The sequence below is a fragment of the Lysobacter soyae genome, assembly GCF_019551435.1.
Taxonomy (GTDB): domain Bacteria; phylum Pseudomonadota; class Gammaproteobacteria; order Xanthomonadales; family Xanthomonadaceae; genus Solilutibacter; species Solilutibacter soyae.
The window spans coordinates 1,545,630-1,570,333 of the sequence record NZ_CP080544.1 but is presented as its reverse complement, the minus strand read 5'-3'; the positions used below and the strand labels follow the sequence as shown (position 1 = coordinate 1,570,333).

At 59.0% G+C, this 24,704-nt stretch carries 24 protein-coding genes and 1 pseudogene; 12 read left to right on the top strand and 13 right to left on the bottom strand.

The genetic code is table 11. From position 1 onward, the window contains the following. Positions 1-10: 10 nt before the first annotated feature. The 9 genes from pstB to H8L67_RS07575 form a co-directional block, all read right to left on the bottom strand. The gene (gene pstB / locus H8L67_RS07615; protein ID WP_255555930.1) at positions 11-823 is read right to left on the bottom strand and encodes a phosphate ABC transporter ATP-binding protein PstB; all 813 of its coding nucleotides are present in this window, start codon (positions 821-823) and stop codon (positions 11-13) included. 19 nt (positions 824-842) lie between these two features. Beyond that, positions 843-1,724, bottom strand: a complete 882-nt coding sequence (gene pstA / locus H8L67_RS07610) for a phosphate ABC transporter permease PstA (protein ID WP_220379245.1) — start codon at positions 1,722-1,724, stop codon at positions 843-845. Continuing rightward, positions 1,724-2,692, bottom strand: a complete 969-nt coding sequence (gene pstC / locus H8L67_RS07605) for a phosphate ABC transporter permease subunit PstC (RefSeq protein WP_220379244.1) — start codon at positions 2,690-2,692, stop codon at positions 1,724-1,726. Before pstC ends, pstA begins: the two co-directional genes overlap by 1 nt. Before the next feature lie 81 nt (positions 2,693-2,773). Beyond that, positions 2,774-3,877, bottom strand: a complete 1,104-nt coding sequence (pstS, locus tag H8L67_RS07600; RefSeq protein ID WP_220379243.1) for a phosphate ABC transporter substrate-binding protein PstS — start codon at positions 3,875-3,877, stop codon at positions 2,774-2,776. Positions 3,878-4,051: 174 nt separating this feature from the next. After that, complete coding sequence (gene pstS, locus H8L67_RS07595) at positions 4,052-5,059, bottom strand: phosphate ABC transporter substrate-binding protein PstS (protein WP_255556076.1); 1,008 nt, start codon at positions 5,057-5,059, stop codon at positions 4,052-4,054. Positions 5,060-5,103: 44 nt separating this feature from the next. Continuing rightward, the gene (locus H8L67_RS07590) at positions 5,104-6,405 is read right to left on the bottom strand and encodes an OprO/OprP family phosphate-selective porin (RefSeq protein ID WP_220379242.1); all 1,302 of its coding nucleotides are present in this window, start codon (positions 6,403-6,405) and stop codon (positions 5,104-5,106) included. Positions 6,406-6,506: 101 nt separating this feature from the next. Next, positions 6,507-7,151 carry an endonuclease III gene (gene nth, locus H8L67_RS07585; RefSeq protein ID WP_220379241.1) on the bottom strand — a complete coding sequence of 215 codons (645 nt, stop codon included), beginning with the start codon at positions 7,149-7,151 and terminating at the stop codon, positions 6,507-6,509. A gap of 15 nt (positions 7,152-7,166) precedes the next feature. After that, complete coding sequence (locus tag H8L67_RS07580; RefSeq protein ID WP_220379240.1) at positions 7,167-7,526, bottom strand: hypothetical protein; 360 nt, start codon at positions 7,524-7,526, stop codon at positions 7,167-7,169. 10 nt (positions 7,527-7,536) lie between these two features. Next, the gene (locus H8L67_RS07575; protein ID WP_220379239.1) at positions 7,537-8,319 is read right to left on the bottom strand and encodes an enoyl-CoA hydratase/isomerase family protein; all 783 of its coding nucleotides are present in this window, start codon (positions 8,317-8,319) and stop codon (positions 7,537-7,539) included. Positions 8,320-8,460: 141 nt separating this feature from the next. On the opposite strand from H8L67_RS07575, the gene H8L67_RS07570 reads away from it, so the two are divergent. The 5 genes from H8L67_RS07570 (at position 8,461) to H8L67_RS07550 (ending at position 11,374) form a co-directional block, all read left to right on the top strand. Beyond that, positions 8,461-9,165: an FKBP-type peptidyl-prolyl cis-trans isomerase gene (locus H8L67_RS07570; protein WP_220379238.1), complete on the top strand. Its 705-nt coding sequence runs from the start codon at positions 8,461-8,463 to the stop codon at positions 9,163-9,165. Between the two features lie 74 nt (positions 9,166-9,239). Further along, on the top strand, positions 9,240-9,419 hold the full coding sequence (locus H8L67_RS07565) for a DUF1289 domain-containing protein (RefSeq protein ID WP_255555927.1): 180 nt from the start codon (positions 9,240-9,242) through the stop codon (positions 9,417-9,419). After that, the gene (locus H8L67_RS07560) at positions 9,409-10,065 is read left to right on the top strand and encodes a CoA pyrophosphatase (protein WP_255555925.1); all 657 of its coding nucleotides are present in this window, start codon (positions 9,409-9,411) and stop codon (positions 10,063-10,065) included. The genes H8L67_RS07565 and H8L67_RS07560 overlap by 11 nt, the downstream gene beginning before the upstream one ends. Beyond that, positions 10,062-10,940 (top strand): sulfurtransferase, encoded by an 879-nt coding sequence (locus H8L67_RS07555; protein WP_220379236.1) that lies wholly within the window; start codon positions 10,062-10,064, stop codon positions 10,938-10,940. The genes H8L67_RS07560 and H8L67_RS07555 overlap by 4 nt, the downstream gene beginning before the upstream one ends. After that, entirely contained in the window at positions 10,937-11,374 is a 438-nt protein-coding gene (locus H8L67_RS07550) for a copper chaperone PCu(A)C (RefSeq protein ID WP_220379235.1), read from the top strand. Before H8L67_RS07555 ends, H8L67_RS07550 begins: the two co-directional genes overlap by 4 nt. A 17-nt stretch (positions 11,375-11,391) precedes the next feature. Here the strand turns inward: H8L67_RS07550 and H8L67_RS07545 are convergent, their stop codons facing one another. The 3 genes and pseudogenes from H8L67_RS07545 to H8L67_RS07535 form a co-directional block, all read right to left on the bottom strand. Then, positions 11,392-11,799: an acyl-CoA thioesterase gene (locus H8L67_RS07545; protein ID WP_220379234.1), complete on the bottom strand. Its 408-nt coding sequence runs from the start codon at positions 11,797-11,799 to the stop codon at positions 11,392-11,394. A gap of 6 nt (positions 11,800-11,805) precedes the next feature. Beyond that, positions 11,806-14,649: pseudogene (gene uvrA / locus H8L67_RS07540) on the bottom strand (excinuclease ABC subunit UvrA); the annotation flags it as partial. A gap of 180 nt (positions 14,650-14,829) precedes the next feature. Further along, positions 14,830-16,311, bottom strand: a complete 1,482-nt coding sequence (locus H8L67_RS07535; protein WP_220379232.1) for an OmpA family protein — start codon at positions 16,309-16,311, stop codon at positions 14,830-14,832. 208 nt (positions 16,312-16,519) lie between these two features. On the opposite strand from H8L67_RS07535, the gene rplU reads away from it, so the two are divergent. The 3 genes from rplU (at position 16,520) to cgtA (ending at position 18,229) form a co-directional block, all read left to right on the top strand. Then, a complete protein-coding gene (rplU, locus tag H8L67_RS07530; protein WP_220379231.1) occupies positions 16,520-16,837 on the top strand; it encodes a 50S ribosomal protein L21 in 318 nt (105 codons plus the stop codon). A gap of 12 nt (positions 16,838-16,849) precedes the next feature. Beyond that, complete coding sequence (rpmA, locus tag H8L67_RS07525; protein WP_220379230.1) at positions 16,850-17,110, top strand: 50S ribosomal protein L27; 261 nt, start codon at positions 16,850-16,852, stop codon at positions 17,108-17,110. Between the two features lie 87 nt (positions 17,111-17,197). Next, a complete protein-coding gene (cgtA, locus tag H8L67_RS07520) occupies positions 17,198-18,229 on the top strand; it encodes an Obg family GTPase CgtA (RefSeq protein ID WP_220379229.1) in 1,032 nt (343 codons plus the stop codon). Between the two features lie 116 nt (positions 18,230-18,345). On the opposite strand, the gene rpsT is transcribed toward cgtA, so the two are convergent. After that, the gene (gene rpsT / locus H8L67_RS07515) at positions 18,346-18,615 is read right to left on the bottom strand and encodes a 30S ribosomal protein S20 (protein WP_166293226.1); all 270 of its coding nucleotides are present in this window, start codon (positions 18,613-18,615) and stop codon (positions 18,346-18,348) included. 143 nt (positions 18,616-18,758) lie between these two features. On the opposite strand from rpsT, the gene murJ reads away from it, so the two are divergent. The 4 genes from murJ to lspA all read left to right on the top strand — a co-directional run bounded on the left by murJ (position 18,759) and on the right by lspA (position 24,703). Then, entirely contained in the window at positions 18,759-20,351 is a 1,593-nt protein-coding gene (gene murJ / locus H8L67_RS07510) for a murein biosynthesis integral membrane protein MurJ (protein WP_220380779.1), read from the top strand. Between the two features lie 37 nt (positions 20,352-20,388). Next, on the top strand, positions 20,389-21,360 hold the full coding sequence (locus tag H8L67_RS07505; RefSeq protein ID WP_220379228.1) for a bifunctional riboflavin kinase/FAD synthetase: 972 nt from the start codon (positions 20,389-20,391) through the stop codon (positions 21,358-21,360). 65 nt (positions 21,361-21,425) lie between these two features. Further along, positions 21,426-24,206: an isoleucine--tRNA ligase gene (gene ileS, locus H8L67_RS07500; RefSeq protein ID WP_220380778.1), complete on the top strand. Its 2,781-nt coding sequence runs from the start codon at positions 21,426-21,428 to the stop codon at positions 24,204-24,206. Then, on the top strand, positions 24,206-24,703 hold the full coding sequence (lspA, locus tag H8L67_RS07495; protein WP_220379227.1) for a signal peptidase II: 498 nt from the start codon (positions 24,206-24,208) through the stop codon (positions 24,701-24,703). The genes ileS and lspA overlap by 1 nt, the downstream gene beginning before the upstream one ends. The last annotated feature ends 1 nt before the right edge of the window (position 24,704 follow it).

Below are 24,704 nucleotides of genomic sequence, written 5' to 3'. Positions count from 1 at the left end.
AGTCCTGGGATCAGCCGAAGCGGCCGGTGATGTAGTCTTCGGTTTGCTTTTGCGAGGGATTCGAGAAAATCGTCGAGGTTTCGTCGTGCTCGATCAAATCGCCCAAATACATGAAAGCGGTGTAGTCGGAAACGCGCGCGGCTTGCTGCATGTTGTGGGTCACGATGCAGATGGTGTAGTCGTGCTTGAGTTCTTCCACCAACTGCTCAATACGCGCGGTTGAAATCGGATCGAGCGCCGAGGTCGGCTCATCGAGCAACAGGATTTCAGGACGCAGTGCCACGGCACGTGCGATACACAGACGTTGCTGCTGACCGCCCGACAAACCCAGTGCATTCTGCTGCAATTTGTCTTTGACCTCATCCCACAACGCACCTTGACGCAGGGCGAGCTCGACGCGGTCATTCATTTCCGACTTCGACAACTTTTCGTGGTGACGGATGCCGTAGGCCACGTTTTCGAAAATGGTCATCGGGAACGGCACCGGTTTTTGAAAGACCATGCCGACCTTGCTGCGCAGCTTGTTCATCGAATACTTGGGATCGAGGATGTTTTCGCCGTCAAGCAAGACCTCGCCCTTCGCTTCCAGACCCGGGTAAAGCGCATAGATTCGGTTGAAGACGCGCAGCAAGGTGGACTTGCCGCAACCCGACGGTCCGATCAGCGCTGTCACACGCTTCTCCGGCACGGGCAGGGTCACGTTCTTCAGGGCATGGAATTTGCCGTAATAGAAATTCAAATTACGGGCGGCGAGTTTCGCCTCTTTGACAGGCAATCCGGTGTCGATTGCGTGCGTCGAAGTGAAAGTGGCGGCGTCGTTCATATCAGGAGTCCGGCTGAGATCAGTCATTGGGGGTGGCCTTGCGCAACAACACGATGCGGGCAAAAAGGCTCAGGAGGAAAATAAACACGGTGACAACCAGCGCGCCGGCCCAGGCGAGATGTTGCCAATTTTCATACGGGCTGCCGGCGAACTTGTACATGACCAAAGGAATGGAGGACATCGGCCCGGTCACATCGGCGCTGAAGAATTCGTTGCCGAATGCGGTGAAGATCAACGGTGCGGTTTCGCCGGAAATTCGTGCGAGTGCCAACAAGATGCCGGTGACCACACCCGGCGCCGCCGAGCGATAGAGCACCTGCATGATCATCTTCCATTGCGGAACGCCGAGTGAAAGCGCGGCTTCGCGCATCGTGGTCGGCACCAGTCGCAACATTTCGTCCGTGGTGCGCACGACGACGGGCAGAACGATGAAGGCCAAGGAAATCGCACCTGCGATGGCCGAGAAGCGACCACCGGTGTTCATCACATACACGGCATAGACGAACAGACCCAACACGATCGAAGGTGCCGACAACAAGATGTCATTGACGAAGCGCACGGCGCTGCCGAGCTTGCTGCGATCACCGTATTCCGCAAGCCAGGTGCCGGCGGCGATGCCGACCGGCGTGCCGAACAGGATGGCCATGCCGCACATCAGCAAGCTGCCGACAAAGGCATGGCGTAAACCGCCGCCTTCTTCATTCGGCGGCGGCTGATCACCGACAAACAGGTTCCAGTCGAGGCCGGGTATGCCGTTCTTGACCAGGGTGTACAGAATCCATGCAAGGAACAAAAGACCAAAGACCGCTGCAGCCACGGCAAGCGTGACGGCCACCGCGTTCACCAAGGCGCGTCGACGATACAGCGCAGCGTTGCCTTCCGATTTCGCGATCGTATTCATTAGCGACCCTCCTTCCGGGCCAAGCGGCGGAGCATCAATCGCGCCATGGCCAGAACGATGAAGGTCACGATGAAGAGGACGAAGCCGAGCAACAGCAGTGCGGCACGATAGGTTTCCGTTGCTTCACCGAAGTCGTTGGCAATGAGGGCCGCAATCGTCGTAGACGGTTCGAACAAGGACTTGGTGAAGTTGACACTGTTGCCGATCACGAAGGCCACGGCCATGGTTTCACCCAAGGCGCGACCCAAGCCGAGAAACACGCCGCCGATCACGGCCGAGCGGGTGTAGGGCAAAACGATGTCCCAAGTGACTTCCCAACGCGTCGAACCGAGCGCATAGGCGCTTTCTTTCAAGCGCGTCGGCACGGTCAGGAACACTTCGCGCATGGTCGAGGCGATAAACGGAATGATCATGATCGACAGCACCAAACCGGCGGTAAACATACCGGCGCCAATCGGCACGCCTTCAAACAGGAATCCGATCACAGGCAGTTGCGAGAGGTTTTCGCTCACCCAAGGAATGATGGTTTCACGCATCATCGGCATCAGCACGAAGAAGCCCCACATGCCGTAGATGATCGAGGGGATGCCAGCCAGCAATTCGATCAAGATGCCGACCGGTGTGCGGATTTTTCGCGGCGCGACTTCGGTGAGAAAGAAGGCGATGCCGAAACTGACCGGCACACCGATGAGCAGCGCGATGATCGAGGTGACGATCGTGCCGTAAATCGGGACGAGGGCACCGTATTTGTTCTGCACCGGATCCCAGTCGGTGGACAAGAAGAAGTCCAAGCCTTCTTGCATGAGCACCGAGCGGCCGCCCCAAAGCATTGAGAGCGCGGCACCGGCCAGGGAGACCAAAACAAAAATCGCCGTAGCGGTTAGCGCCCAGCGAAAGTTTCGGTCGTTGCGCGCATCAGTGATATCAAGCGTGCGCGCGGGATCTTTTTTTAAGGCAATGGCATTCATGCAGAAGTGTCGTAGCCGGAATGGGGAATGGCAGGAAAGTGATGCGACCCGGCGCGCCGGGCCGCATCCTCGCGCCCGGGATTACTTGAAGTTTTCAGCCCAGCTCGCTTCGATTTGCTGCACGAGTTCCGCCGGCAGCGGCACGTAGTCAAGCGTCTTCGCTTGTGCTTGGCCGTTTTCCAAGGCCCACTTGAAGAAGTCGAGCGCCGCCTTGCGACCGGCCGGATTGGCCGGCTGCTTTTGCATGATCATGAAGTTGCTGGCCGCGATCGGCCAGGCATTCGCGCCGGCGGCATTGGTGATCACCAAATTGAAGTCTTTGGCATTTTTCCAATCGGCCGAGGCTGCCGCCGCTGCGAAAGTTTCCGCATTCGGTTGGACCCAAGCGCCGGAAGCGTTTTGCATCGATGCATAAGACATCTTGTTTTGCAGGGCGTATGACAATTCGACATAGCCGATCGAGTTCGGCATTTGTTTGACGTAAGAAGCAACGCCTTCATTACCCTTGCCACCGATACCGGTCGACCAATTCACGGTCGTGCCTTCGCCCACCACGGTCTTGAACTCCGGGCTGACTTTCGACAAGTAATTGGTGAAGTTGAACGTGGTGCCCGAACCGTCGGAGCGGCGCACGACATTGATCTTGTCGGCTGGCAGCGTGGCACCGGCATTCAATGCAGCGATTTTCGGATCGTTCCAATTCGTGATCTTGCCCATGTAGATTTCAGCGATGACCGGTCCGGTCAGGCGCAATTTGCCGGCTTCGTCAAAGCCGGTGAGATGGATCACCGGGACCACGCCGCCGATGGCGCTTGGGAATTGGGCAAGGTTGGCAGCGGCAAGCTCTTCACTGGAGAGAGGCTTGTCGGACGAGCCGAAATCCACGGTGCCGGCCTTGATTTGGGCGATACCGCCGCCCGAGCCGATCGATTGGTAGTTGACCTTGTTGCCAGTGGCGGCGGCATAGTCTGCCGACCACTTGGACATCAGCGGGTAGATGAAGCTCGCACCGGCACCCGTGATCTGGGCGCCTTGCTTGTCGGCGTTGGCGGCGCCGGCATCGGCGCCTGCGGCCGGTGCCTTGTCTGTGGCGGTCGCGCCATCGGCGGCTTGCTGCTTGCAGCCGGCAATGACCAAGGTGGTGGCAAGGGCCAGCAGGGCGAGTTTCGGGGCGGTGTGCTTCATATGAACTCCTGGGCGGCCGAAAAGGGCCGAGAATGAATCAGTTGCGCTATGAAACCTGTTTTAGATGACAAGAATGTTACTAAAGCAGGGTAATCAGTCATAAATCTGTCGTCTTCACAAAAAAAGAGCGGGCCGAAGCCCGCTCCACAGCATCCTTGCGGATACCCACTCCAATCAATATTTCACTTCTGCCGACCAGTACGACTTGATCTGTTGCACCAAGCTGTTCGGCAGCGGGACATAGTCCAGGGCCTTGGCTTGTGCATCACCGTTGGCATAGACCCACGTGAAGAAGTCCTTGGCGTTTTTGGCCGTGGCGGCATTCTTCGGGTTCTTGTGCATCAAGATGAAGTTGGTGGCGGTGATCGGCCACGACTTTTCGCCGCGGGCATTGGTCATCACCAGGTAGAAGTCCTTCGAGCTCGCCCAATCGGCGTTGGCAGCGGCCGCTTGGAAGGTGTCATCGCTCGGGTTCACGAAGTTGCCGGAAGCATTCTTCATGCGGGTGTAGGTCAGCTTGTTTTGCAAAGCGTAGGACAGCTCGACATAGCCGATGGCGCCTTTGATTTGCTTCACGTAAGCGGCCACGCCTTCGTTACCCTTGCCGCCGATACCGGTCGCCCACTTCACCGAAGTGCCTTCGCCGTACTTCGCTTTCCAATCACCGTTGACCTTCGACAGGTAGTTGGTGAAGTTGAAGGTGGTACCCGATGCGTCCGAACGATGCACGACCATGATCTTGCTGTTCGGCAACTTCACGCCGCCGTTCAGTTCGACGATGCGCGGGTCGTTCCAGGTCTTGACCTTGCCGGCGAAGATGTCGGCCAGCAAAGCGCCGTCAAATTTCATGGCACCCGAAGCGACGCCCGGCAGATTGACAACCGGCACCACGCCGCCGATCACGGACGGGAATTGGATCAGACCGAATTGTTCGAGCTCCGCCGGTTTCAGCGGGGCGTCGGACGAACCGAAATCAACCGTACCGGCCTTGATTTGCGCGATACCGCCGCCCGAACCGATCGACTGATAGTTGACCTTTTTGCCGGTCGCTTTCGCGTAGTCGGACGACCACTTCGACATCACCGGATAGACGAACGAAGCACCGGCGCCGGTGACATCAGCCGCCATGGCTTGGCTGGTGAAAGCAACTGCAGCCGTGAGGGCTGCAGCGCTGATTTTGATGAACTTGGACACAAGAGTCTCCTTGGATTAAGTGTTGGCTTGGATTACCAATAGAACTGGAAGCGGGCTTCGATCATGCTCGGATCGTCTTGCACGTTGCCGTTGACCAAGCGGTTGTTCCATGCCGGATCGGCCGAGAAGGTGGCCGGCGTGCGGTTGTAGAACTTCGACGACTTCACAGCGACATAGTTCAACGAGACCTTGAAGTTGGAATGCCAGTACCAGTTGGCGCCCAAGGTCCAGGTATCCATCTTGCCGCCCTCATAGGTGTACGGGGCCACGGTCGGGACGCCGCCCACGGTCACAAAGGTGCCGTCGTTCAAATCCAAGGTGTCGTAACGCAGACCGATTTGGAACATGCCGGTGGCCGGTTCGTTCGGCAGCGGGGTGGACGGGGTGCCGCCCTTGTAACCGAATTTTTCGCCGGTGACGTTCCAGACAGCGCTGACGTAGCCGCCCGAACCGCTCCAATCTTTCAAGGTGTCAAACTTGCGGGTGACAGTCGACTTCATGTATTCGCCTTGAACCTTGAACGGGCCCGAGATGAACAAGGCTTCGCCACCGAGGATGGCGACGGTGTCGGCGCGGTCGATGTTGCCGGTGTCCACGTAACGGTTCGCGGCAATATCGGCGTTCGGACGTGAACGCAGACGTGCGCGATCCCATTGCGTGGTGCCCGGGTAGGTGGCGAGTTCGGCTTCGTAGCGGTTATAGCTGAGGCCGAGGTGCAGCGTGGTGCCGTCAGCGTTGATCGGTGCGAAGTAACCGCGCACGCCGAAGCCGTTGCCACGGTTGCCGCCGCGGGTCAGTTCACGACCGTAGACCGAACCGGCGATGGCCCAGTTGTTGTCGCCGAAGCTGTACATGGCGCCGAGACGACGGCCGACACCGAAGGTATTGGTGATGTTGGCTTTGGCAATGAAGTCGTTGTTCTTGGTCGACGACAGTTCTTCCATGCTGTTCAGCTGCTTGTATTGGCCGACTTGCACGAAGTGGTTGCTGTTACCGCCGATCTTGTACTTCCAGTTCACATCGAGCCACTTCTTGCCGTAGGCGTCGTAGCCCATGACCCATTCGTTGTTGCCCGGGCCTTTGCCTTTCAACACGAGCTCTGCGCGACGCATGCTCCATTCTTGGCGACGACCGTCGTTCGACGCATTGCGGGACAAACCGCCGATGCCGTAGTCGAACTTGTCTTCGTCGAAATAGATGAAGTCGGCTTGCACCAGACCTTCAAAGGAGACTTCGGAGCCGGCGACACTGTCGATGGTGATTTCGGCGTGCGCCGCAGGCGCGAAGATGAGCGCGGCCAAGCTGGCAGCAAGGAGGTTGCGGGTCAGTTTCATTGTGGGATGCCCTTGGGCGTTTGGATGACCCGCGCAGATTACGGCGTAAATATTTCGTTCTGGTTACAGTGCTGTCTTCAAATTTGCACACCGAATTGACGTCATTCGGGAGAGCTGAGGTTTTTCGCCTTGTAATGGCACAAATCCACGATCGGGCAGGCGCGGCATTGCGGCGCGCGCGCCTTGCAAATGTAACGTCCGTGCAATATGAGCCAATGGTGCGCGTGTTGGAGTGCCCAGGCGGGCACCCGCTTCATCAAGCCGACTTCCACCTGGCGAACCGTTTTGCCCGGCGCCATGCCGGTCCGGTTGGCGACGCGAAAGATATGCGTATCCACTGCCATCACCGCTTCGCCGAACAACGTATTCAGCACCACATTGGCAGTTTTTCGACCCACGCCAGGCAATGCTTCGAGCGCGGCGCGCGTGCGCGGGACTTCCGAGTTGTGTTGGCTGACGAGCGCCTCCGACAGGGCGATCACATGGGCGGCCTTGGCGTTGTACAGACCCAAAGTGGCGATATAGGGCTTCAACCCTTCGACGCCCAATGCGGCTACGCGTGCCGGGGTGTTGGCAACGGGATACAACTTGCGCGTGGCTTTGTTGACGCCCACATCGGTCGATTGTGCCGAGAGCACGACGGCCACCAACAGTTCAAAAGGGGAATCGTAGAGCAGTTCCGTTTTCGGTTCGGGCGAGAGTTCTGCAAACCGGCGGAAGGCCTCATCGATTTGCGCCAAAGTCATGGCTTTGGGCACGATTTAGGTGTCCGATTTGCGCGCCCGGGCCAGCACGCGCAAGAGCGCGGCATTCGCAGCGGGTGGAAGTTTCGTGGTTTCGTCGCGCTTGAGCGCATGCGCGTTTTCTCGCGCATGCTTGCGTGCGGCGACGCGAGCATTGCGTTGATTGAAACGCTCGCGTGCGGCCCATGCGCTACGTCGTTGCGTGGCCGCGTCTTCAATCATGTGCGCATCTGTCGCAGACATTCCCATGCCACACAGCGCAGAAAATGGGGGTGCCTGCATCAGACCTGCCTCGATGGCACCGTCCACATCCTGGTGCTTCAGGGCATGAAGGACCTGTGTCGGATCGAAGGCGGGTGCGGGCGCAACGTCGTTCATTGCGAAATGATCAACGGCCCTTGAAGCTTGCCGGGCGCTTTTCCAAAAAGGCCGTGGTGCCCTCGCGCATGTCTTCGGTCGAGAACATCAAACCGAATTGTGCGGACTCGTATTCCAAGCCCTCTTCAATGCCGCACTCACCGCCGACATTGATGCAATCCAACATGCCGCGCAGCGCAATCGGCGACGCGTTCGCCAACTGCTGTGCCAGTTCGGTTGTGGCCGTTTCCAAGGTGTCCGCAGGCACCACGCGATTGACGATGCCGAGCTGCAACGCGCGTTCCGCCGTAATCGGCACACCGGTCAAGCACAGTTCCAGAGTCGCCGCACGTCCGGCCAAACGAAGCAATCGTTGCGTGCCGCCGAATCCCGGAATCAAACCGAGATTGATTTCCGGTTGCCCGACCTTTGCTTTGTCGGAGGCGATCCGAAGGTGACAACACATCGCGAGCTCAAGACCGCCACCCAAGGCAAAGCCGTTGACCATGGCAATGACGGGCTTCGACAAGCGTTCGACCCGGCGCATCATGCGTGTGCCGCGTAACGAGAAATCACGGCCTTCGTTGGCACTCAACGCCTGCATTTCGCTGATATCGGCACCGGCCACAAAGGCCTTGGGGCCGGCGCCGGTCAGCACCACCACGCGCACCGTGGGGTCGCGTTCGGCGTCGGCGAAAGCGGCGTCGAGCGCGTCCAGCGTCGCGGAATTGAGGGCATTCAGCTTTTCCGGCCTATTCACAGTGATGGTGCGAATGGCGTCGGTTTGGGCGATTTGCAACGGTGAATCAGTCATTTGCAGCTCATCGGGTGAATGGGAACTTTGTGGGAAACGCGTTGTCACAGGCTGTGAGTCGCGGTTTAACCTGTCGCTCGTTATCCTAACGTGCTGGCAGGTCGATGTGCGGCCGCCACCCAATTCACCAGGAGTTTTTGAATGAAGATGCGTTACCTTGCCGCGGCCATCGCCGCAGCGTCGCTTGTCACTTCGGTTGCGCATGCGCAAGACCTCAACTCGGACAAGGGCAAGCTGAGCTACTACTTCGGCTATCGCGCCGGCGCCAATATGGCCGGCCTCAGCGAACAGGGCGAGCAAATCGACATCAATGCAGCCATCAAAGGCATGCAAGATGCGTACGCAAAGAAGCAGCCGCCGTTCACCGAAGCGCAATTGAAGCCGGCGGTTGACGCCTTCCAAAAGCGCATGGAACAACGCGGCGCGAAAGCCAAGGCTGAATTCGACAAAGCCGCAGCCGCCAACAAGACGGTGAGCACGAAAGTTCTGGCTGACAACAAGGCCAAGCCAGGCGTGCTGTCGTTGCCGAGCGGCGTGCAATACCGCGTGATCGAAAAGGGCACCGGTGCCCGTCCGGCATTGGGTAGCACGGTCGCATTGGATATCAATGGTCCGTATGCCTATGGTCAAGCGCCGGAAGGAAACAAGGGCGTTCAATCGGTCCCGGCCATCAAGGTCAGCGAAATCCAATTGGTCGGTCTGCGTGAAGCCATCACCCAAATGCCGTCCGGTTCGCGCTGGGAAATCACCCTGCCGCCGGAAAAAGCTTTCGGCGACCAACCGAACCCTGACGTGCCGCCGAATGTGGTGGTTCAGTTCGACGTCAAAGTGAAGTCGGTCAAGTAATACGCCCGCAGGCGTTTTGCGCGTATCGGAACGCCGGCTGGAGACAGTCGGCGTTTCTTTTTTAGGTGGAAGTTGTGAATCAGTTTGTTGTCAGCCCCTGTGTCTCCGTATGTGAAGTGGACGAGCGCGATATTTGCGTCGGCTGTTTGCGTACCTTGGACGAGATTGCGAGGTGGGGCGTGATGAGTCACGAAGAACGCATGCATGTGATGACCGAGCTCTTGCCGCTGCGCGAGGCGGGCGATGTCACCTGATTTTCCTGTCGATGATGCCGCCGCCCAACTGGCGCTGATCGAACAACGCATTTTGCCTTTGGATGTGGTGCCCGAATGGGGCTGCGACGAGGTGGAAAACGCACAATTTCTACGCGAGGCGATGGGCATCACCGAGTTTCGGGATGCCGCGGTGTTGATCGGATTGGTTCGCCGGGAAAAAGGCTTGAATGTCCTGCTCACGGTACGCGCGGAGGATCTGCGCAGCCATGCGGGTCAGGTGAGCTTTCCGGGCGGTCGTGTCGATGAGGGCGATGCGTCGGTAGTGCATGCCGCCTTGCGAGAACTCACCGAAGAAACCGGCATCGAAGACATGCATGTGCGTCCAATCGGTGTGTTGCCGCCACTGGCCACCATCAGCGGCTATCAAGTGGTGCCGGTGGTTGCCGAAATCGATTCAACGCATGCGATCACCTTGAACCCCACAGAGGTCGCGGAGATTTTCGAAGCGCCGTTGGCTTGGCTGCTGGACTCTGCGAACCTGGAGTATCGTGACATCGGAATGGGCGCCATGTCGCGTCGGGTTCCACAGTACTTGGTGGATGCGGATCATGCGCCGCATCTGATTTGGGGCGCGACGGCGATGATGTTGCAAAGTTTGCGTTCACTTTTGGAGACGCGCACATGAGTTGGTACACGCTGGTGGATTGCGAGACCTTGTCGGTCAATCTTTCCGACGCATCGATTCGCATTGTGGATGCGCGCGCCGTCGTCGGTGGCGAACGGGGCGCGGGTCGTGCGGCCTATGAAACCGCGCATCTGCCGGGTGCACAATTCGTCGATTTGGAAACGGATTTGTCGGACCATGCGATCGAGGGGCAAGGGCGGCATCCGTGGCCAAGCGATGCTGACTTCGCTGTCCTGCTGCAGCGGCTCGGCATCACGCCGGACCATCAGGTGGTGGTGTATGACGCCGATGTCGGGATGTATGCCGCACGTTTCTGGTGCATGTTGCGCTTGTTCGGCCATGCCAAAGTCGCGGTGTTGGACGGCGGTTTCGCGCGCTGGATGCAACTTGGTTTGCCGATCACTTCTGAAATCGAAACGGTCGAGCGCAGCGAATTGCGTCACCCCGGCGGATTCGACCACGCAAAATTATTCGACCATGAAGATGTGGCGGCCCACGTGGAATCGGGTGGCTTGTTGGTGGATGCGCGCGCGGCAGAGCGTTTTCGCGGCGAGACGGAGCCGTTGGATAAGAAAGCGGGCCATGTGCCCGGCGCCGCCAATCGACCGTTCATGGCCAACATCGCCGACGGTGTATTCAAATCGAAGGACGAATTGTTTGCCGAGTTTCATGCGCTGCTGGCCGGGCGTACGCCCTCGGACATGGTTGCGATGTGCGGTTCCGGCGTCACAGCTTGTCACCACTTGCTGGCGATGGCCCATGCCGGTTTGGAAGGCGCCAAGCTTTACAAGGGCAGCTGGAGTGGTTGGATCGCATCGGACGAACGCCCGGTGGAAACCGGCGAATCCACCTACACAGGAAATCTTCAGGCATGAAAAACGTTTCGTTGTGGATGCTGGCGCTCGCGCTACCGATGAGCAGCTGCGCGCAATCCAAACCGGAAGCCTGCGCCCCTGAATTTTCCAACGCGACCATTCGCGTCATGCCGGTCGCGATGCCGTTGCAAGCCGGCTACGTCACGATCCGCAATCGCTGCAAGACGACCCTCGAAATTACAGCGGTGCGCAGTCAAGCATGGAAAGACGTGTCGCTGCACTCGACACAGGTGGTGAAGGGTGTGAGCAAGATGCGTGAGATACCGGTGCTGAAAATCGCCCCCGGCGCGAGTCTGCAAATGGCGCCGGGCGGTTCGCACCTCATGCTGATGGACCCCACGCGCGACATCAAGGCCGGCGGTAGTGTTGACTTGAACTTCGTTTCACGCGACGGCCGCGTGTTCCGCGTGCCATTTTCGCTCAAGGCCATCTAGCGCGTCGGCCGGACAGCTTAGTGTCCGGCGTCTTCCAACAACAATTCCGATGCGCGGCGTACACCGTCCGGCAGAGTAATCGGTTTGCCGTTTTTCCGGCTGATCCACACCGCAACCACTTGGCCGTCGCAGTAAAGGCGCCCGTCTTCACCGACGATGCGATGGCCGATGGTCACGCTCGACGTACCCAATGCCGCTGTAAACAGTTCGACGTTGACCTTGGCGGGGTATTCGATCGGGTACTTGTAGTTCACCAAGACGGAAGCGATGACCGGCGCAAATTCGTCGGTCAGCCAATCCTCGCCCAACGTGGCGAACCAACGGATACGGGCTTCTTCGAGAAAGGTCAGGTAGTTCGAATTGTTGACGTGATTGAACGCATCGAGATCGCGCCAACGGATGTCGATCGGGGAAACGAAAGCCACAGGTCAAGACTCCAATAAGGGGGCGAGAAAACGCCCGGTGTGCGAGGCGGGGGACGCGGCAATGTCTTCCGGCGTGCCTTGCGCGATCAACATACCGCCGCGATGGCCACCTTCCGGACCCATGTCGACAACCCAGTCCGCGGTTTTGATGACATCCAGATTGTGTTCGATGACGACCACAGTGTTGCCGTCATCGCGCAAACGATGCAGCACGCCGAGCAAGGCTTCGATGTCGTGGAAGTGCAGGCCGGTCGTCGGCTCGTCCAAAATGTAGAGCGTGCGACCGGTGTCGCGACGCGACAGTTCTTTCGACAATTTCACCCGTTGCGCTTCGCCGCCCGATAGCGTCGTCGCCGACTGGCCGAGCTTGATGTAGCTCAGGCCCACGTCCATCAAGGTTTCCAATTTACGCGCAATGGACGGCACCGGTGCAAACAAGGCAAGTGCATCTTCAACCGTCATCTCCAACACGTCGTGAACGCTATAGCCCTTGTACAAGATTTCCAGGGTCTCGCGGTTGTAGCGCTTGCCGTGACACACGTCGCAGGGCACATACACGTCGGGGAGAAAATGCATTTCTACTTTGATGAGACCGTCGCCTTGGCAGGCTTCACAGCGGCCGCCGCGCACATTGAAGCTGAAACGACCTGGTGCATAACCGCGCGCACGTGCTTCCGGCACCTGCGCAAACAGTTCGCGCAGCGGCGTGAACAAGCCGGTATACGTTGCCGGATTCGAGCGTGGCGTGCGGCCGATCGGCGATTGATCGATATCAACGACTTTGTCGAAGAGATCCAAACCTTTGATGTCCTTGTACGGCGCCGGCTTGTGCGAGGCGCCATTGATTTCGTTGGCGGCCAAGGCGTACAAGGTGTCGTTGATCAAGGTGGATTTGCCGGAGCCTGACACACCGGTGACGCAGGTCAGAAGGCCGGCCGGAATTTCCAAGTCGACGTTCTTGAGGTTGTTGCCACGCGCGCCCTTCAATTTCAACATGTGCTTCTTGTTGGGCGCATGGCGCTTGGCCGGCACTTCGATTCTGCGTTTTCCACTCAAGAACTGACCGGTCACCGAACGCGGCGATTTCATGATGTCTTCGACCGTGCCCTGGCCGACGACTTCACCGCCGTGTACGCCGGCACCCGGACCGATGTCCAAGACATGGTCGGCGAGTTTGATAGCGTCTTCGTCATGCTCGACGACGATGACGGTATTGCCCAAGTCGCGCAGGCGGGTGAGGGTGCCCAACAAACGTTCGTTGTCGCGTTGATGCAAACCGATGGACGGCTCGTCCAACACATACATCACGCCGACCAGACCGGCGCCGATTTGCGAGGCCAAGCGGATTCGCTGCGCTTCACCGCCCGACAAGGTGTCGGCCTTGCGCTCAAGCGTCAGGTAGTCGAGGCCGACATCGATCAGGAAGCGCAAGCGCTCACCAATCTCTTTGACGATCTTGACGGCGATCTCGCCGCGCCAACCCGGCAGTGCGAGGTCTTTGAAGAAGTTCATCGCATCACCGACCGGCAACACGACGATTTCGTGCAAGGGTTTGTCATCGACGAAGACGTTGCGTGCTTCGCGATTCAAACGCGCGCCGCCGCAGTCGGGGCAGGGGCGCTCGCTGATGTATTTGGAAAGCTCCTCGCGCACGGCCGACGATTCCGTCTCCCGGTAACGGCGTTCCAAATTCGGCAAGATGCCTTCGAAGGCATGCTTGCGTTGCATGCGAGAGCCGGCATCATTGACGTAGGTGAATTGAATCGCCTTGCCCTTGCTGCCGAACAACACCGCGTCCTGCATCTCGGCTTCGAGCGCTTGCCACGGGGTGTCTACGTTGAATCCGTAGTGCTTGGCCAGCGATTGCACCATCTGGAAGTAGTAACCGTTGCGCCTGTCCCAGCCGCGCACGGCACCCGCCGACAGCGAAAGTTCGGGGTGGATGACCACGCGCGCCGGATCGAAGAATTGCGCCACGCCCAATCCGTCACAGGTCGGGCAGGCGCCTTGCGGCGAATTGAACGAGAACAGACGCGGCTCCAACTCCGGCAATGCGTAGTCGCACACCGGACAGGAGTAGCGCGAGGAAAACAACTGTGCTTCGTCGTCGGCATCGTCGAGCGACTTGACGAAGGCCATGCCGTCACCAAGCTTCAACGCGTTTTCGAAGCTTTCGGCCAAACGTTGTCGGATGTCCTCGCGCACTTTGAAGCGATCAATCACGGCTTCGATCGTGTGCTTTTGACGCAGGCTCAGTTTGGGCACGTCGTCGATTTCATATAGGTCGCCGTCGACGCGCACACGTACATAGCCTTGCGCGCGCAGTTGTTCGAACACATGCGTGTGCTCGCCCTTCCGCTCGCGAATGACCGGCGCCAACAACATCCAGCGTTTGTCGGCCTTGGCCGGATCGTCCGCCATGGCCATGACCGAATCGACCATTTGACTCACGGTTTGCGCTTCAAGGGCGAAGTGGTGATCGGGGCAACGGGGCGTGCCGACGCGCGCATAGAGCAAGCGCAGATAGTCGTAGATCTCGGTGATGGTGCCGACCGTAGAGCGCGGGTTGTGCGACGTCGACTTTTGTTCAATCGAAATCGCCGGCGACAAACCTTCGATGTGATCCACATCGGGCTTGTCCATCACGCTCAGAAATTGCCGCGCATAGGCCGACAGGGATTCGACATAGCGGCGCTGTCCTTCCGCGTAGATCGTGTCGAATGCCAACGACGACTTGCCCGATCCCGACAAGCCGGTGATCACGATCAGTTTGTCGCGCGGCAAATCGATGTCGATGTTTTTGAGGTTGTGCGTACGTGCGCCGCGAACGCGGATCGTATCCAGTGCCATCTTCTGTTTCCGTCGGCCAATCAATTAGTTTAAGCGCAGCGGGGAGCTCGGCGCTGACTTGAATACATGGGGACGCAGACCGCGCGTTCAATGTTCACCGGCGCTGCCGTTCATTCGATTCCGGCAAAAAGAAAGGGCGCCGAAGCGCCCTTCCGATCCCGCATCCGTGCAGGGAAAGCGTTACTGCGCAATCGTGTACTCGATACGGCGGTTTTGGGCCTTGCCGGCATCGGTGGCGTTGTCGGCCACCGGCTTGGTGTCGCCGTAGCCCTTCGCGGTCAACACGCCGTCGGCGACGCCGAACTCCTTCAGCTTGGCCATCACCGAATTGGCGCGCGCATCCGAGAGCTTCATGTTTGCGTCTGCGTTGCCGACGTTGTCGGTATGTCCGCCGACTTCAATCTTGGTGCCGGCCGGGGCTTTCTTGATGTATTCAGCGGCATTCTTGACCAACACCATGCTGGCGGCGGAAATATCGGCCGAACCGGTCTTGAACTGGATGTTCATCATGCTCAAGGCTTTGACCAGATCATCGGCGCTGAAGCCGTCTTTCAAAGCGGCCAAGGCATCGGCGCCTTTATCGAGACCGGTGATGGTGACGCCGTCAAACGCGCCGTTCAATTTTTCCATCAAGGCATTGCGGTCAGCATCAGGCATGGCCGAGGTATCGAACTTCAGCATGTTGCCGTCGAAGTCGAACTTCAAACCTTTGGCCTTGAAGTCCGGCAGAATCGCGACCAACTTGTCGAGCCATCCGGCCGGCGCGGTCGCAGCATCCACAGTGATGTCGCCTTTGACGTTGTCAGCACCGAAGACCGCCTTCAGCTTGTCGAGCAGGCTGGTCTTTTCGGCGTCGCTGGCCAAAGTGCCGTTGATGTTGACCACGCCATCGGTGTTGTTGAAGCCGAATTTCGGGTTGGCCGTCGCGGCGGCAGGCGCGGGTGCTTCGGCAACCGGTGCGGCTTCAGTGGGTACCGTCGGCGCGGGTGCCTTTTTGCATTGGTTCAATGCGAACAAGCCGAGCAAAACGATACCGGCAAGCAAGATCCACGGCAGCAGTTTGCCGATGCCCGAACCCGTGCCCTTGGCGATATCGCGGGCGGCGTCCACTGTGTTGTCCATGGCGCGGTCGGCCACACGGGCGGTGGCGCGACCGGCGTCGCCCAAGGTATCGCCGACCTTGTCCGCCGCGTGAGCCACACCACCGACGGCGGCGGCACCGAGGCCGAGCACCCCGGCACCAAGATCCTTCATAAAGTCGCCGACGCTGTCGACGTACCCCAGCAGTCGATCGGGAATGCTGGCACCAGTCGGCACCTGGCCGTTTTCGGTCAGATTGTGGAAAACATCCGGCAACATCGCGGCCAGGGCCGAGCCTGCAATGTGGTGATCCACGCCGGCGCGGCTGGCAATGCTGCCGATCAGATCGCTACCCAAGGCGGATTCGAGTTGGGTGGCGGAAATCGGTTGGTTGGGACCGGAGCCGATCCAGGAGCTCACGGCATCGCCGAGGCCACGACTGCGGAAGAGATCGACGAAGCCGGCGGCGCCGCCCCGTTTTTCGTTGAAAATCAAGGCGATAAGCATGCCAAGCAGCTGCTTCGCCCGATCAATACTGATGCCGAAGCGGCTCGAGATGTCCTGCAGTATGGCGTCAAACATAGCGGTTCTCCTGGGCAATGGGGGGTGTTGCCGTGTGTCGGTAGGCTATTCTTTGCGACATCCGTGAACGCATGGTGAGGAATTCCCTTGCAACCGCCGGATTTCACAGGCTTTTGATCTTGCGGCGCGCGCTGCAGCGCTGCTATACTCTCGGGTTCAGTGCGCCACGAGTGCGCTGGACCACAATAACGACAAAGGAAGCTTGGTCATGTACGCAGTTGTAGTAACCGGCGGTAAGCAATACCGCGTGATGCAGGGCGAAACCCTGCGCGTCGAGAAACTCGACCTCGAAGCTGGCAAGGACGTCACGTTCGACCAGATCCTGATGCTGGGTGACAGCGATGGCGTGAAGTTGGGTGATGCGCTGAAGGGCGCCACCGTTTCCGCCAAGGTCGTCGGCCACGGCCGTGCCGACAAGGTGCGCATCGTGAAGTTCCGTCGCCGCAAGCACCACATGAAGCAGATGGGTCACCGTCAGCATTACACCGAAATCGAAATCACCGGCATTGCCGGCGGCAAGAAGTAAGGAGATAACCTCATGGCACATAAGAAGGGCGTAGGCTCCTCGCGCAACGGCCGCGATTCCAACCCGAAATACCTCGGCGTCAAGATGTACGGCGGTCAAGCCATTGAAGCCGGCAACATCATCGTTCGCCAACGCGGCACCCAGTTCCACCCCGGTACCGGCGTGGGCCTCGGCCGTGACCACACCTTGTTCGCGCTGGTCGACGGCAAGGTCGAGTTCTCCGTGAAGGGCGCCAAAAAGCGTCGCACGGTGAGCGTCGTCGCCGGCGAATAAGCCGAGAGCGTGATCGCTTCAAGAAAAGCCCCGCTTCGGCGGGGTTTTTCATTTTCAACATTTCAATATTTGATTTAAGGTTGTGCCATGAAACTCGTCGACGAAGCAGAAATCACAGTCGAAGCCGGTAACGGCGGCAATGGTTGCGTCGGTTTTCGTCGCGAGAAGTTCATTCCCCTAGGCGGCCCCGATGGCGGCGACGGTGGCAATGGCGGCAGCGTCTGGATCGTCGCCGACGAGAACCTCAATACCTTGGTCGACTTCCGCCACGAGCGCATTTTCCGCGCGCAACGCGGCGAAAACGGCATGGGTCGGCAGATGTACGGCAAAGCGGGCGAAGACAAGATCATTGTCGTCCCCGTCGGAACGGTCATCACCAACGTCGCCACCGACGAAGTGATCGGCGACCTGACCAAGCACGGCGACAAGCTGTTGGTTGCGCGCGGCGGCAAGGGCGGCCTCGGCAACATGCACTTTAAGAGCTCGATCAACCGGTCGCCGCGGCAAAGCACGCCGGGCGAGCAGGGCGAGGCGCGCGATTTGCGCATGGAACTCAAGTTGCTCGCCGATGTGGGGCTGCTCGGCTTCCCAAATGCCGGCAAATCCACGTTGATTCGCGCTGTCTCTGCGGCCACGCCGAAAGTGGCCGACTATCCGTTCACCACGTTGTATCCCAACCTCGGGGTGGTGAGCGTCGAACCGCACCGCAGCTTCGTGATTGCCGATATTCCGGGTCTGATTGAAGGGGCTGCCGACGGCGCCGGTCTGGGCGCGCTGTTCCTGCGCCATATCCAGCGCACCGGGCTGCTGTTGCACTTGGTCGAGATCGAGCCGTTGGATGGCAGTGATGCGGTTGAGCAGGTCCGCGCGATCGAGCGCGAATTGGCCAAGTTCGACGCCGGTCTGATGGAGAAACCGCGCTGGTTGCTGTTGAACAAAGCCGATTTGCTGCCGAAAGAAGATGCCGATGCACTCGCGAAGCGCATTACCGAAACCCTGGATTGGAAAGGTCCGTGGTTCGTGATCTCCGGCCTCGCGCACGAAGGCACCCGCAACGTCATGCTGCATGTCCAAGCATTCCTCGACGAACAGGCCCGCGAAAAAAGGGAGTCAGAGTGACTTTTAAAAATGGGGTCAGATGAAATTTTCAAGAAAATTTCATCTGACCCCATTTTTGGGGCAATAAAAAACCCGGGTTCCCCCGGGTTTCTTATTCTTCCAATCCGTTGTCTTTCTTAAGCGGCTTTCAACGCACGGATACGTGCATTGAGGCGGCTCTTATGGCGAGCAGCCTTGTTCTTGTGGATCAGACCGCGCGAGGCGAAACGATCGAGAATCGGGGTAGCAGCGGCGAGGGCTTCGGTAGCACCTTGCGCGTCATTGTCTTGAAGTGCCTTCAGCACCTTCTTGACCGACGTGCGCAGCATCGAACGCTGGCTGTTATTGCGGGCATTGCGCACAATGGTTTGCTTAGCGCGCTTCTTGGCAGACTTGATATTGGCCACGAGTAAACCTGAAAAATCGGATTGAGGAAGAACTCGCCCTAGGCGAGACCGGAAATTATGGCTGAGAATACACCGTGCGTCAACCAGGACCCCGCCGAATGAACCCAAGCTCCACCCCCGCACCGAAGTCCGGCCACCGCAGCATGGCACGCGGTATTGCCGCCTTCGGAAGCATGACCCTGATCAGTCGGGTATTCGGCCTGTTGCGCGATATCGCGGTCAATACCCAGTTCGGTGCCAATGCCGTCACCGATGCCTTCTGGGTGGCGTTCCGGATCCCCAATTTTATGCGGCGCTTGTTCGCGGAAGGCTCATTTTCGACGGCGTTCGTCCCCGTTTTCACGGAAATCAAGGAAAAACGCACCCACGCCGATCTCAAGGAACTCGTGGCCAGAACCGCCGGCACCCTGAGCGCGGTCCTCATGATCGTCACCGCGCTCGGCATGCTGTGCGCGCCCTGGCTCGCCACCTTGTTTTCCAATACCGAGCAGCCGGTGCCGGGGCAAGTGGCGCTCATCACTCAGCTGCTTTACCTGACTTTTCCCTTCCTGCTGTTCGTCTCGCTCACGGCACTGGCCGCCGGTGCGCTGAACAGCTACCAGCGATTCGGCTTGCCGGCATTTGCACCGGTCATTCTCAATCTCTGCATGATTGCCGCCGCGCTTTGGGGCAAGCGCTATACCGACCCGCAGATTCTCGCCTTGGGTTGGGCGGTGATGGCGGGCGGCATTTTGCAGTTGCTGTTCCAATTCCCCGCATTGGCGAAATTGGATTTGTTGGCGATTCCGAAAATCGGTTTCACCCATCCCGACGTCAAGCGGGTCATGACACTGATGGTACCGACGTTGGTCGGATCGTCCGTTGCGCAAATCAATCTCTTGTTCGACACCTTCATTGCCGCGAAATTGGCCTCGGGTTCGCAAAGCTGGCTGTCCACGGCGGACCGGTTTTTGGAGCTCCCGCTCGGGGTGTTCGGTATTGCACTGGGCACGGTGATTTTGCCGGCGCTGTCACGACACCACGTCAACGCCGACCGGCATGCGTTTTCAAAATCGCTCGACTGGGGCCTGCGCAGCACACTTATCATCATTCTGCCGGCGATGTTGGGCTTGATGCTCTTGTCGCTGCCGCTGGTCTCAACGGTGTTCCAGCACAACAAATTCGATGAAGCTGCCGCGCGTATGACCGCGTTGTCGGTGTTCGGCTTGAGCTTTGGTCTGCCCGCGTTCGCACTGGTGAAAACCGTGCTGCCAGCGTTCTATGCACGACAGGACACCCGCACACCGATGCGCGCCGGACTCGTCGCTTTGGTCGCCAACATGGTGTTCAACGTGGCCTTGCTGGCGCTGCTGTATGTCGTCTGGGCGCCCGAGTCGGCAAAAACGGGCGGCATCATGGCGACCTTTGCCAATCTGCCCGGCTTCCATTTCGCGCTCGGTATCGCCAGCGCCTTGTCCAGCTACTTGAACTTGGCGCTGCTGTGCTGGTGGTTGAAAAAAGCCGGTGTTTACGATGCCCAACCCGGTTGGGCCCGATTCGTCAAACGCCTATTAATTGCCAACGTCGCGATGGCCCTGTTCTTGTTGGTCGGCCAGTACTTCGGTCCAGACTTCCCGAAAGCCGGACTGTGGACACGCATGGTTTGGCTGTTGGGTTTGGTCGGCGGCGGTGCCGCCACCTATTTTGGCGCGATGTACGCCTTGGGTTTCCGCCTCCGCGATTTCCGCGAACACTGAACGAGGCCGCCGGGCGCATCCGTATAATGTGAAGTCTATGAATCGAGTGTTTCGCGACCCTGTTGGCGGGACGTTGTTCCCGCAGGGCAGCGTGGTGTGTATGGGTGCATTTGATGGGCTCCACCGAGGCCATCAAGCATTGGTGCGCCAAGCTGTGGCGGACGCGCACGCGCACGATTTGCCCGCTGTGGCGGTGTCTTTCGAACCTTTGCCACGCGAATTTTTTGCCGGTGAGGAAAAACCGCAACGTCTTATGCTGCCGCGCGACAAAGTCACCGGTCTGCGCCAGTTGGGCGCGGACGCCGTGGGTCTGTTGCGCTTCAACGCCGCCATGACGCAGATGTCTGCGGAAGCGTTCATCGATGAAGTCTTGATCAAACGCCTGCGCGCCAACGCCGTGTGGGTCGGGCCGGAATTCCGTTTCGGCCATCGTCGTAGCGGCGACATCCGGTTGCTGCGCGATCGAGGTCTCGACAAAGGTTTCCGTGCCTGCGAAATCGAGGGCGTCGAGGTCGGTGATGTACGCGTGTCAAGTACCGGCATCCGCGCCGCATTGGCCGCCGGCAACTTCGATCAGGTCGAACATTTGTTGGGACGTCCTTACGCCATCAGCGGTCGCGTCGTGCGCGGGCGGCAATTGGGTCGCACGCTCGGCTATCCCACCGCCAACATCCGCTACGGTCATTACCGTCCGGCCTTGCAGGGCATTTTCGCGGTGCGCGTTCATGGCATTGAATCCGGTCCGCGCGCGGCCGTCGCCAGCTTCGGCACACGTCCGACGGTGGACGGCGTCGAACCGTTACTTGAAGCCCATATTTTCGACTTCGATGGCGACCTCTATGGCCGCCATTTGGCGGTTGAGTTTGTGGAAAAGTTGCGCGACGAACAACGTTTTCAGTCGCTGGACGATCTCGTCCTGCAAATGCGCATTGACGACGCGCAAGCACGTGCCATTCTCGGCGTACATCCCGGGTCCAACTCACTAAAAAACAACAGAGCAAACGCGTGACCGAGCAAGACACCGACAACCGCAAGTACAAAGACACGATCCACCTGCCGGAGACCGCGTTCCCGATGCGTGGCGATCTGCCGAGTCGTGAACCGGCATTGTTTGCCCGCTGGGATTCGGAAGATTTGTACGCGCAAATCCGTCGGCATTCGAAAGGGCGTCCGACCTTCATGCTGCATGACGGTCCGCCGTACGCGAATGGCCAAATCCACTTGGGTCATGCGGTCAATAAGATTTTGAAAGACGTCATCGTGCGCTCGCGCACCTTGGCCGGATTTGATGCGCCATACATTCCCGGTTGGGATTGCCATGGCCTGCCGATCGAAATTGCCATCGAGAAAAAATTCGGCAAGGTCGGCGACAAGTTGGATGCGAAAGCGTTTAGGCAGAAATGTCGCGAGTACGCCGCGAGTCAAATCGACGTGCAGCGCACGGACTTCAAACGCCTCGGGATTCTGGGCGATTGGGAAAACCGTTACGCCACCTTGGATTTCAAATACGAAGCCGATGAAATCCGCGCGCTCGCGAAGGTCGTTGAAAACGGCCATCTCGATCGTGGTGTGAAGCCGGTCTATTGGTGCTTCGATTGCGGTTCGGCGTTGGCGGAAGCGGAAATCGAATACGCCGACAAGGAATCGCCGGCCATCGATGTCGCCTATCCCGCGCGCGACCCGGCGAACATTGCCGAAGCCTTCGGCGTCGCGTTGCCGGCCGGCACCGAAATCGCCGTACCGATTTGGACCACCACGCCGTGGACCTTGCCGGCTTCGTTGGCCGTGTCGCTTGCCGGTGAGGTGGAATACAGCCTCGTCGAAGGTCCTGCGCGCAATGGCAGCCCGCGCTGGTTGGTCGTGGCGACCAAGCTCGCAGAACGTGCCTTGCAACGTTATGGCATCGAATCGCCGGTGTTCCTTGGCCAAGTGCCGGGCGAGCGTCTGCGCGGCATGGAACTGCTGCATCCGTTCTACGTCGATCGCGTGCTGCCGATTCTGATTGGCGATCACGTCACCGACGAAGACGGTACCGGTGCGGTGCACACGGCCCCGGGACATGGTCAGGAAGATTTCCAAGTCTCACAAGCCAATGGGTTGGTGAAGCAATACAGTGCCGCGGAGTTGAACCCGGTGGACGGTCGCGGCGTGTATTTGCCGAGCACGCGTCCGGCAGGGGATTTCGCCTTGGCCGGACAACACATCTGGAAAGCCCAAGACGGCATCATCGACGCGCTCAAAACCAATGGGACGTTGCTTGCCGCTGCCAAGCTCACCCACAGTTATCCGAACTGTTGGCGTCATAAAAAACCCGTGGTGTTCCGTGCCACCCCGCAGTGGTTCATCTCGATGGAAAAGGGCGGCTTGCGCAAGGACGCCTTGGCCGCGATCCCGGGCGTGCATTGGTATCCGGCTTGGGGCGAACAACGTATCACCGGCATGGTGGAAGGTCGCCCGGATTGGACCATTTCACGTCAGCGCACCTGGGGTGTGCCGATCGCGTTGTTTGTCCATCGCGAAACCGGTGAGCCGCATCCGGACACGGTCGCGCTCATGGAAAAGGTGGCGCAGCGTGTCGAGGCCGAAGGCGTCGATGTCTGGTACGAACTGGACGCAGCGGAATTGCTGGGCGATGACGCGGTTCACTACGAAAAGATCACCGACATCCTCGATGTCTGGTTCGACTCCGGTGTCAGCCATCAATGTGTGATCAAGGCGCGTGGCTACGACTTGCCGGTCGATTTGTATTTGGAAGGTTCCGACCAACATCGCGGTTGGTTCCAATCGTCCTTGTTGACCTCGGTCGCCATCGACAAACAGGCGCCCTACAAGCAATGCCTGACCCACGGCTTCACCGTGGACGAGCAGGGACGCAAGATGTCGAAGTCGCTCGGCAACGGTATCGAGCCCCAGGAAATCATCAAGACGCTGGGCACGGACATTCTGCGTTTGTGGGTGGCCTCCGCCGACTACAGCAACGAAATGTCGTTGTCGAAAGAGATCTTGAAACGTACCGCCGATGCCTATCGCCGCATCCGCAACACCGCACGCTTCCTGCTCGGCAATCTGGATGGATTCGATCCTGCACAACATGCCGTGCCGGCCGCCGAGATGGTGGCGTTGGATCGTTACATCCTGCAGCGCAGCGCGGAAGTGCAAAGCAAGATCGAAGCCGCTTACGCCAACTACGATTTCTCCGACGTCGTGCAGTTGCTGATGAATTACTGCAGTGTCGAACTCGGTGCCATGTATTTGGATGTCACCAAGGATCGCCTCTACACCCTGCAGGAAAATTCGCCGGCCCGACGCAGTGCGCAAACCGCCATGTGGCATATCGCGCAAGCCTTCGTGCGCTGGATCACACCCATCCTCGCTTTCACCGGCGATGAGATGTGGCAGTTCCTGCCGGGTGAGAAAGTCGACAACGTCATGTTCTCGACGCGCCACGCGGCCCTCGACGCTTTTATGGACGGCGACACCGTCAATGCCGCGGAGTTCGATGCATTGATGGCGATGCGCGAGCAGGTTTACAAAACGCTTGAGCCGATGCGCGCCGCCGGCGAGATCGGTGCCGCACTTGAGGCGGAGATCGAGATTTCGGCACCGTCCGACGTGCGCGAATGGCTGACGCCGATGCAAGACGAACTGCGCTTTCTCTTCATCAGCGGTGACGTCACACTGACTGCAGGCCAGGAAAAAGGCTTGGGTGTGCTCGCACGCCCAACCACCAAACCGAAATGCATTCGCTGCTGGCATCGACAATCCGACGTTGGCACGCATGCGGCGCATCCCGAGCTTTGCGGCCGCTGCGTGGACAACGTCGACGGTGCGGGTGAAACAAGGAGGTTCTTCTGATGTCGCGGTTCGTCACGCGCAATGCATTGCCTTGGCTGGTGTTGAGCTTGGTGGTGATCGTCCTCGATCAAGCCAGCAAACGTTGGGTTTTGGCGGCGCTCCCGGAGTACACCGATGTCGTCGTGATTCCGGGCTTCTGGAATTGGTTCCGCACCTACAACACGGGCGCGGCATTCAGTTTCCTCGCCAACAGCGGCGGCTGGCAGATTTGGTTGTTCAGCGCGTTGGCCGTGGTGATTTCCGGCGTCTTGATCCATATGTTGGCGCGCACACCGCGTCACGATTGGCGTACCGCCTTGCCGTTCGCCCTGATTATTGGCGGCGCCATCGGCAACGTGATCGACCGCATTCAACACGGTCACGTGATCGATTTCATCAAGTGGTACATCGGTAGCCATACTTGGCCCGCATTCAACATTGCCGATGCGGCCATTGTCGGCGGGGCGATCGGCGTCATCCTGTTCCAGGTGCTCGCACCGAAGAAGCAGGGCGAGTGAG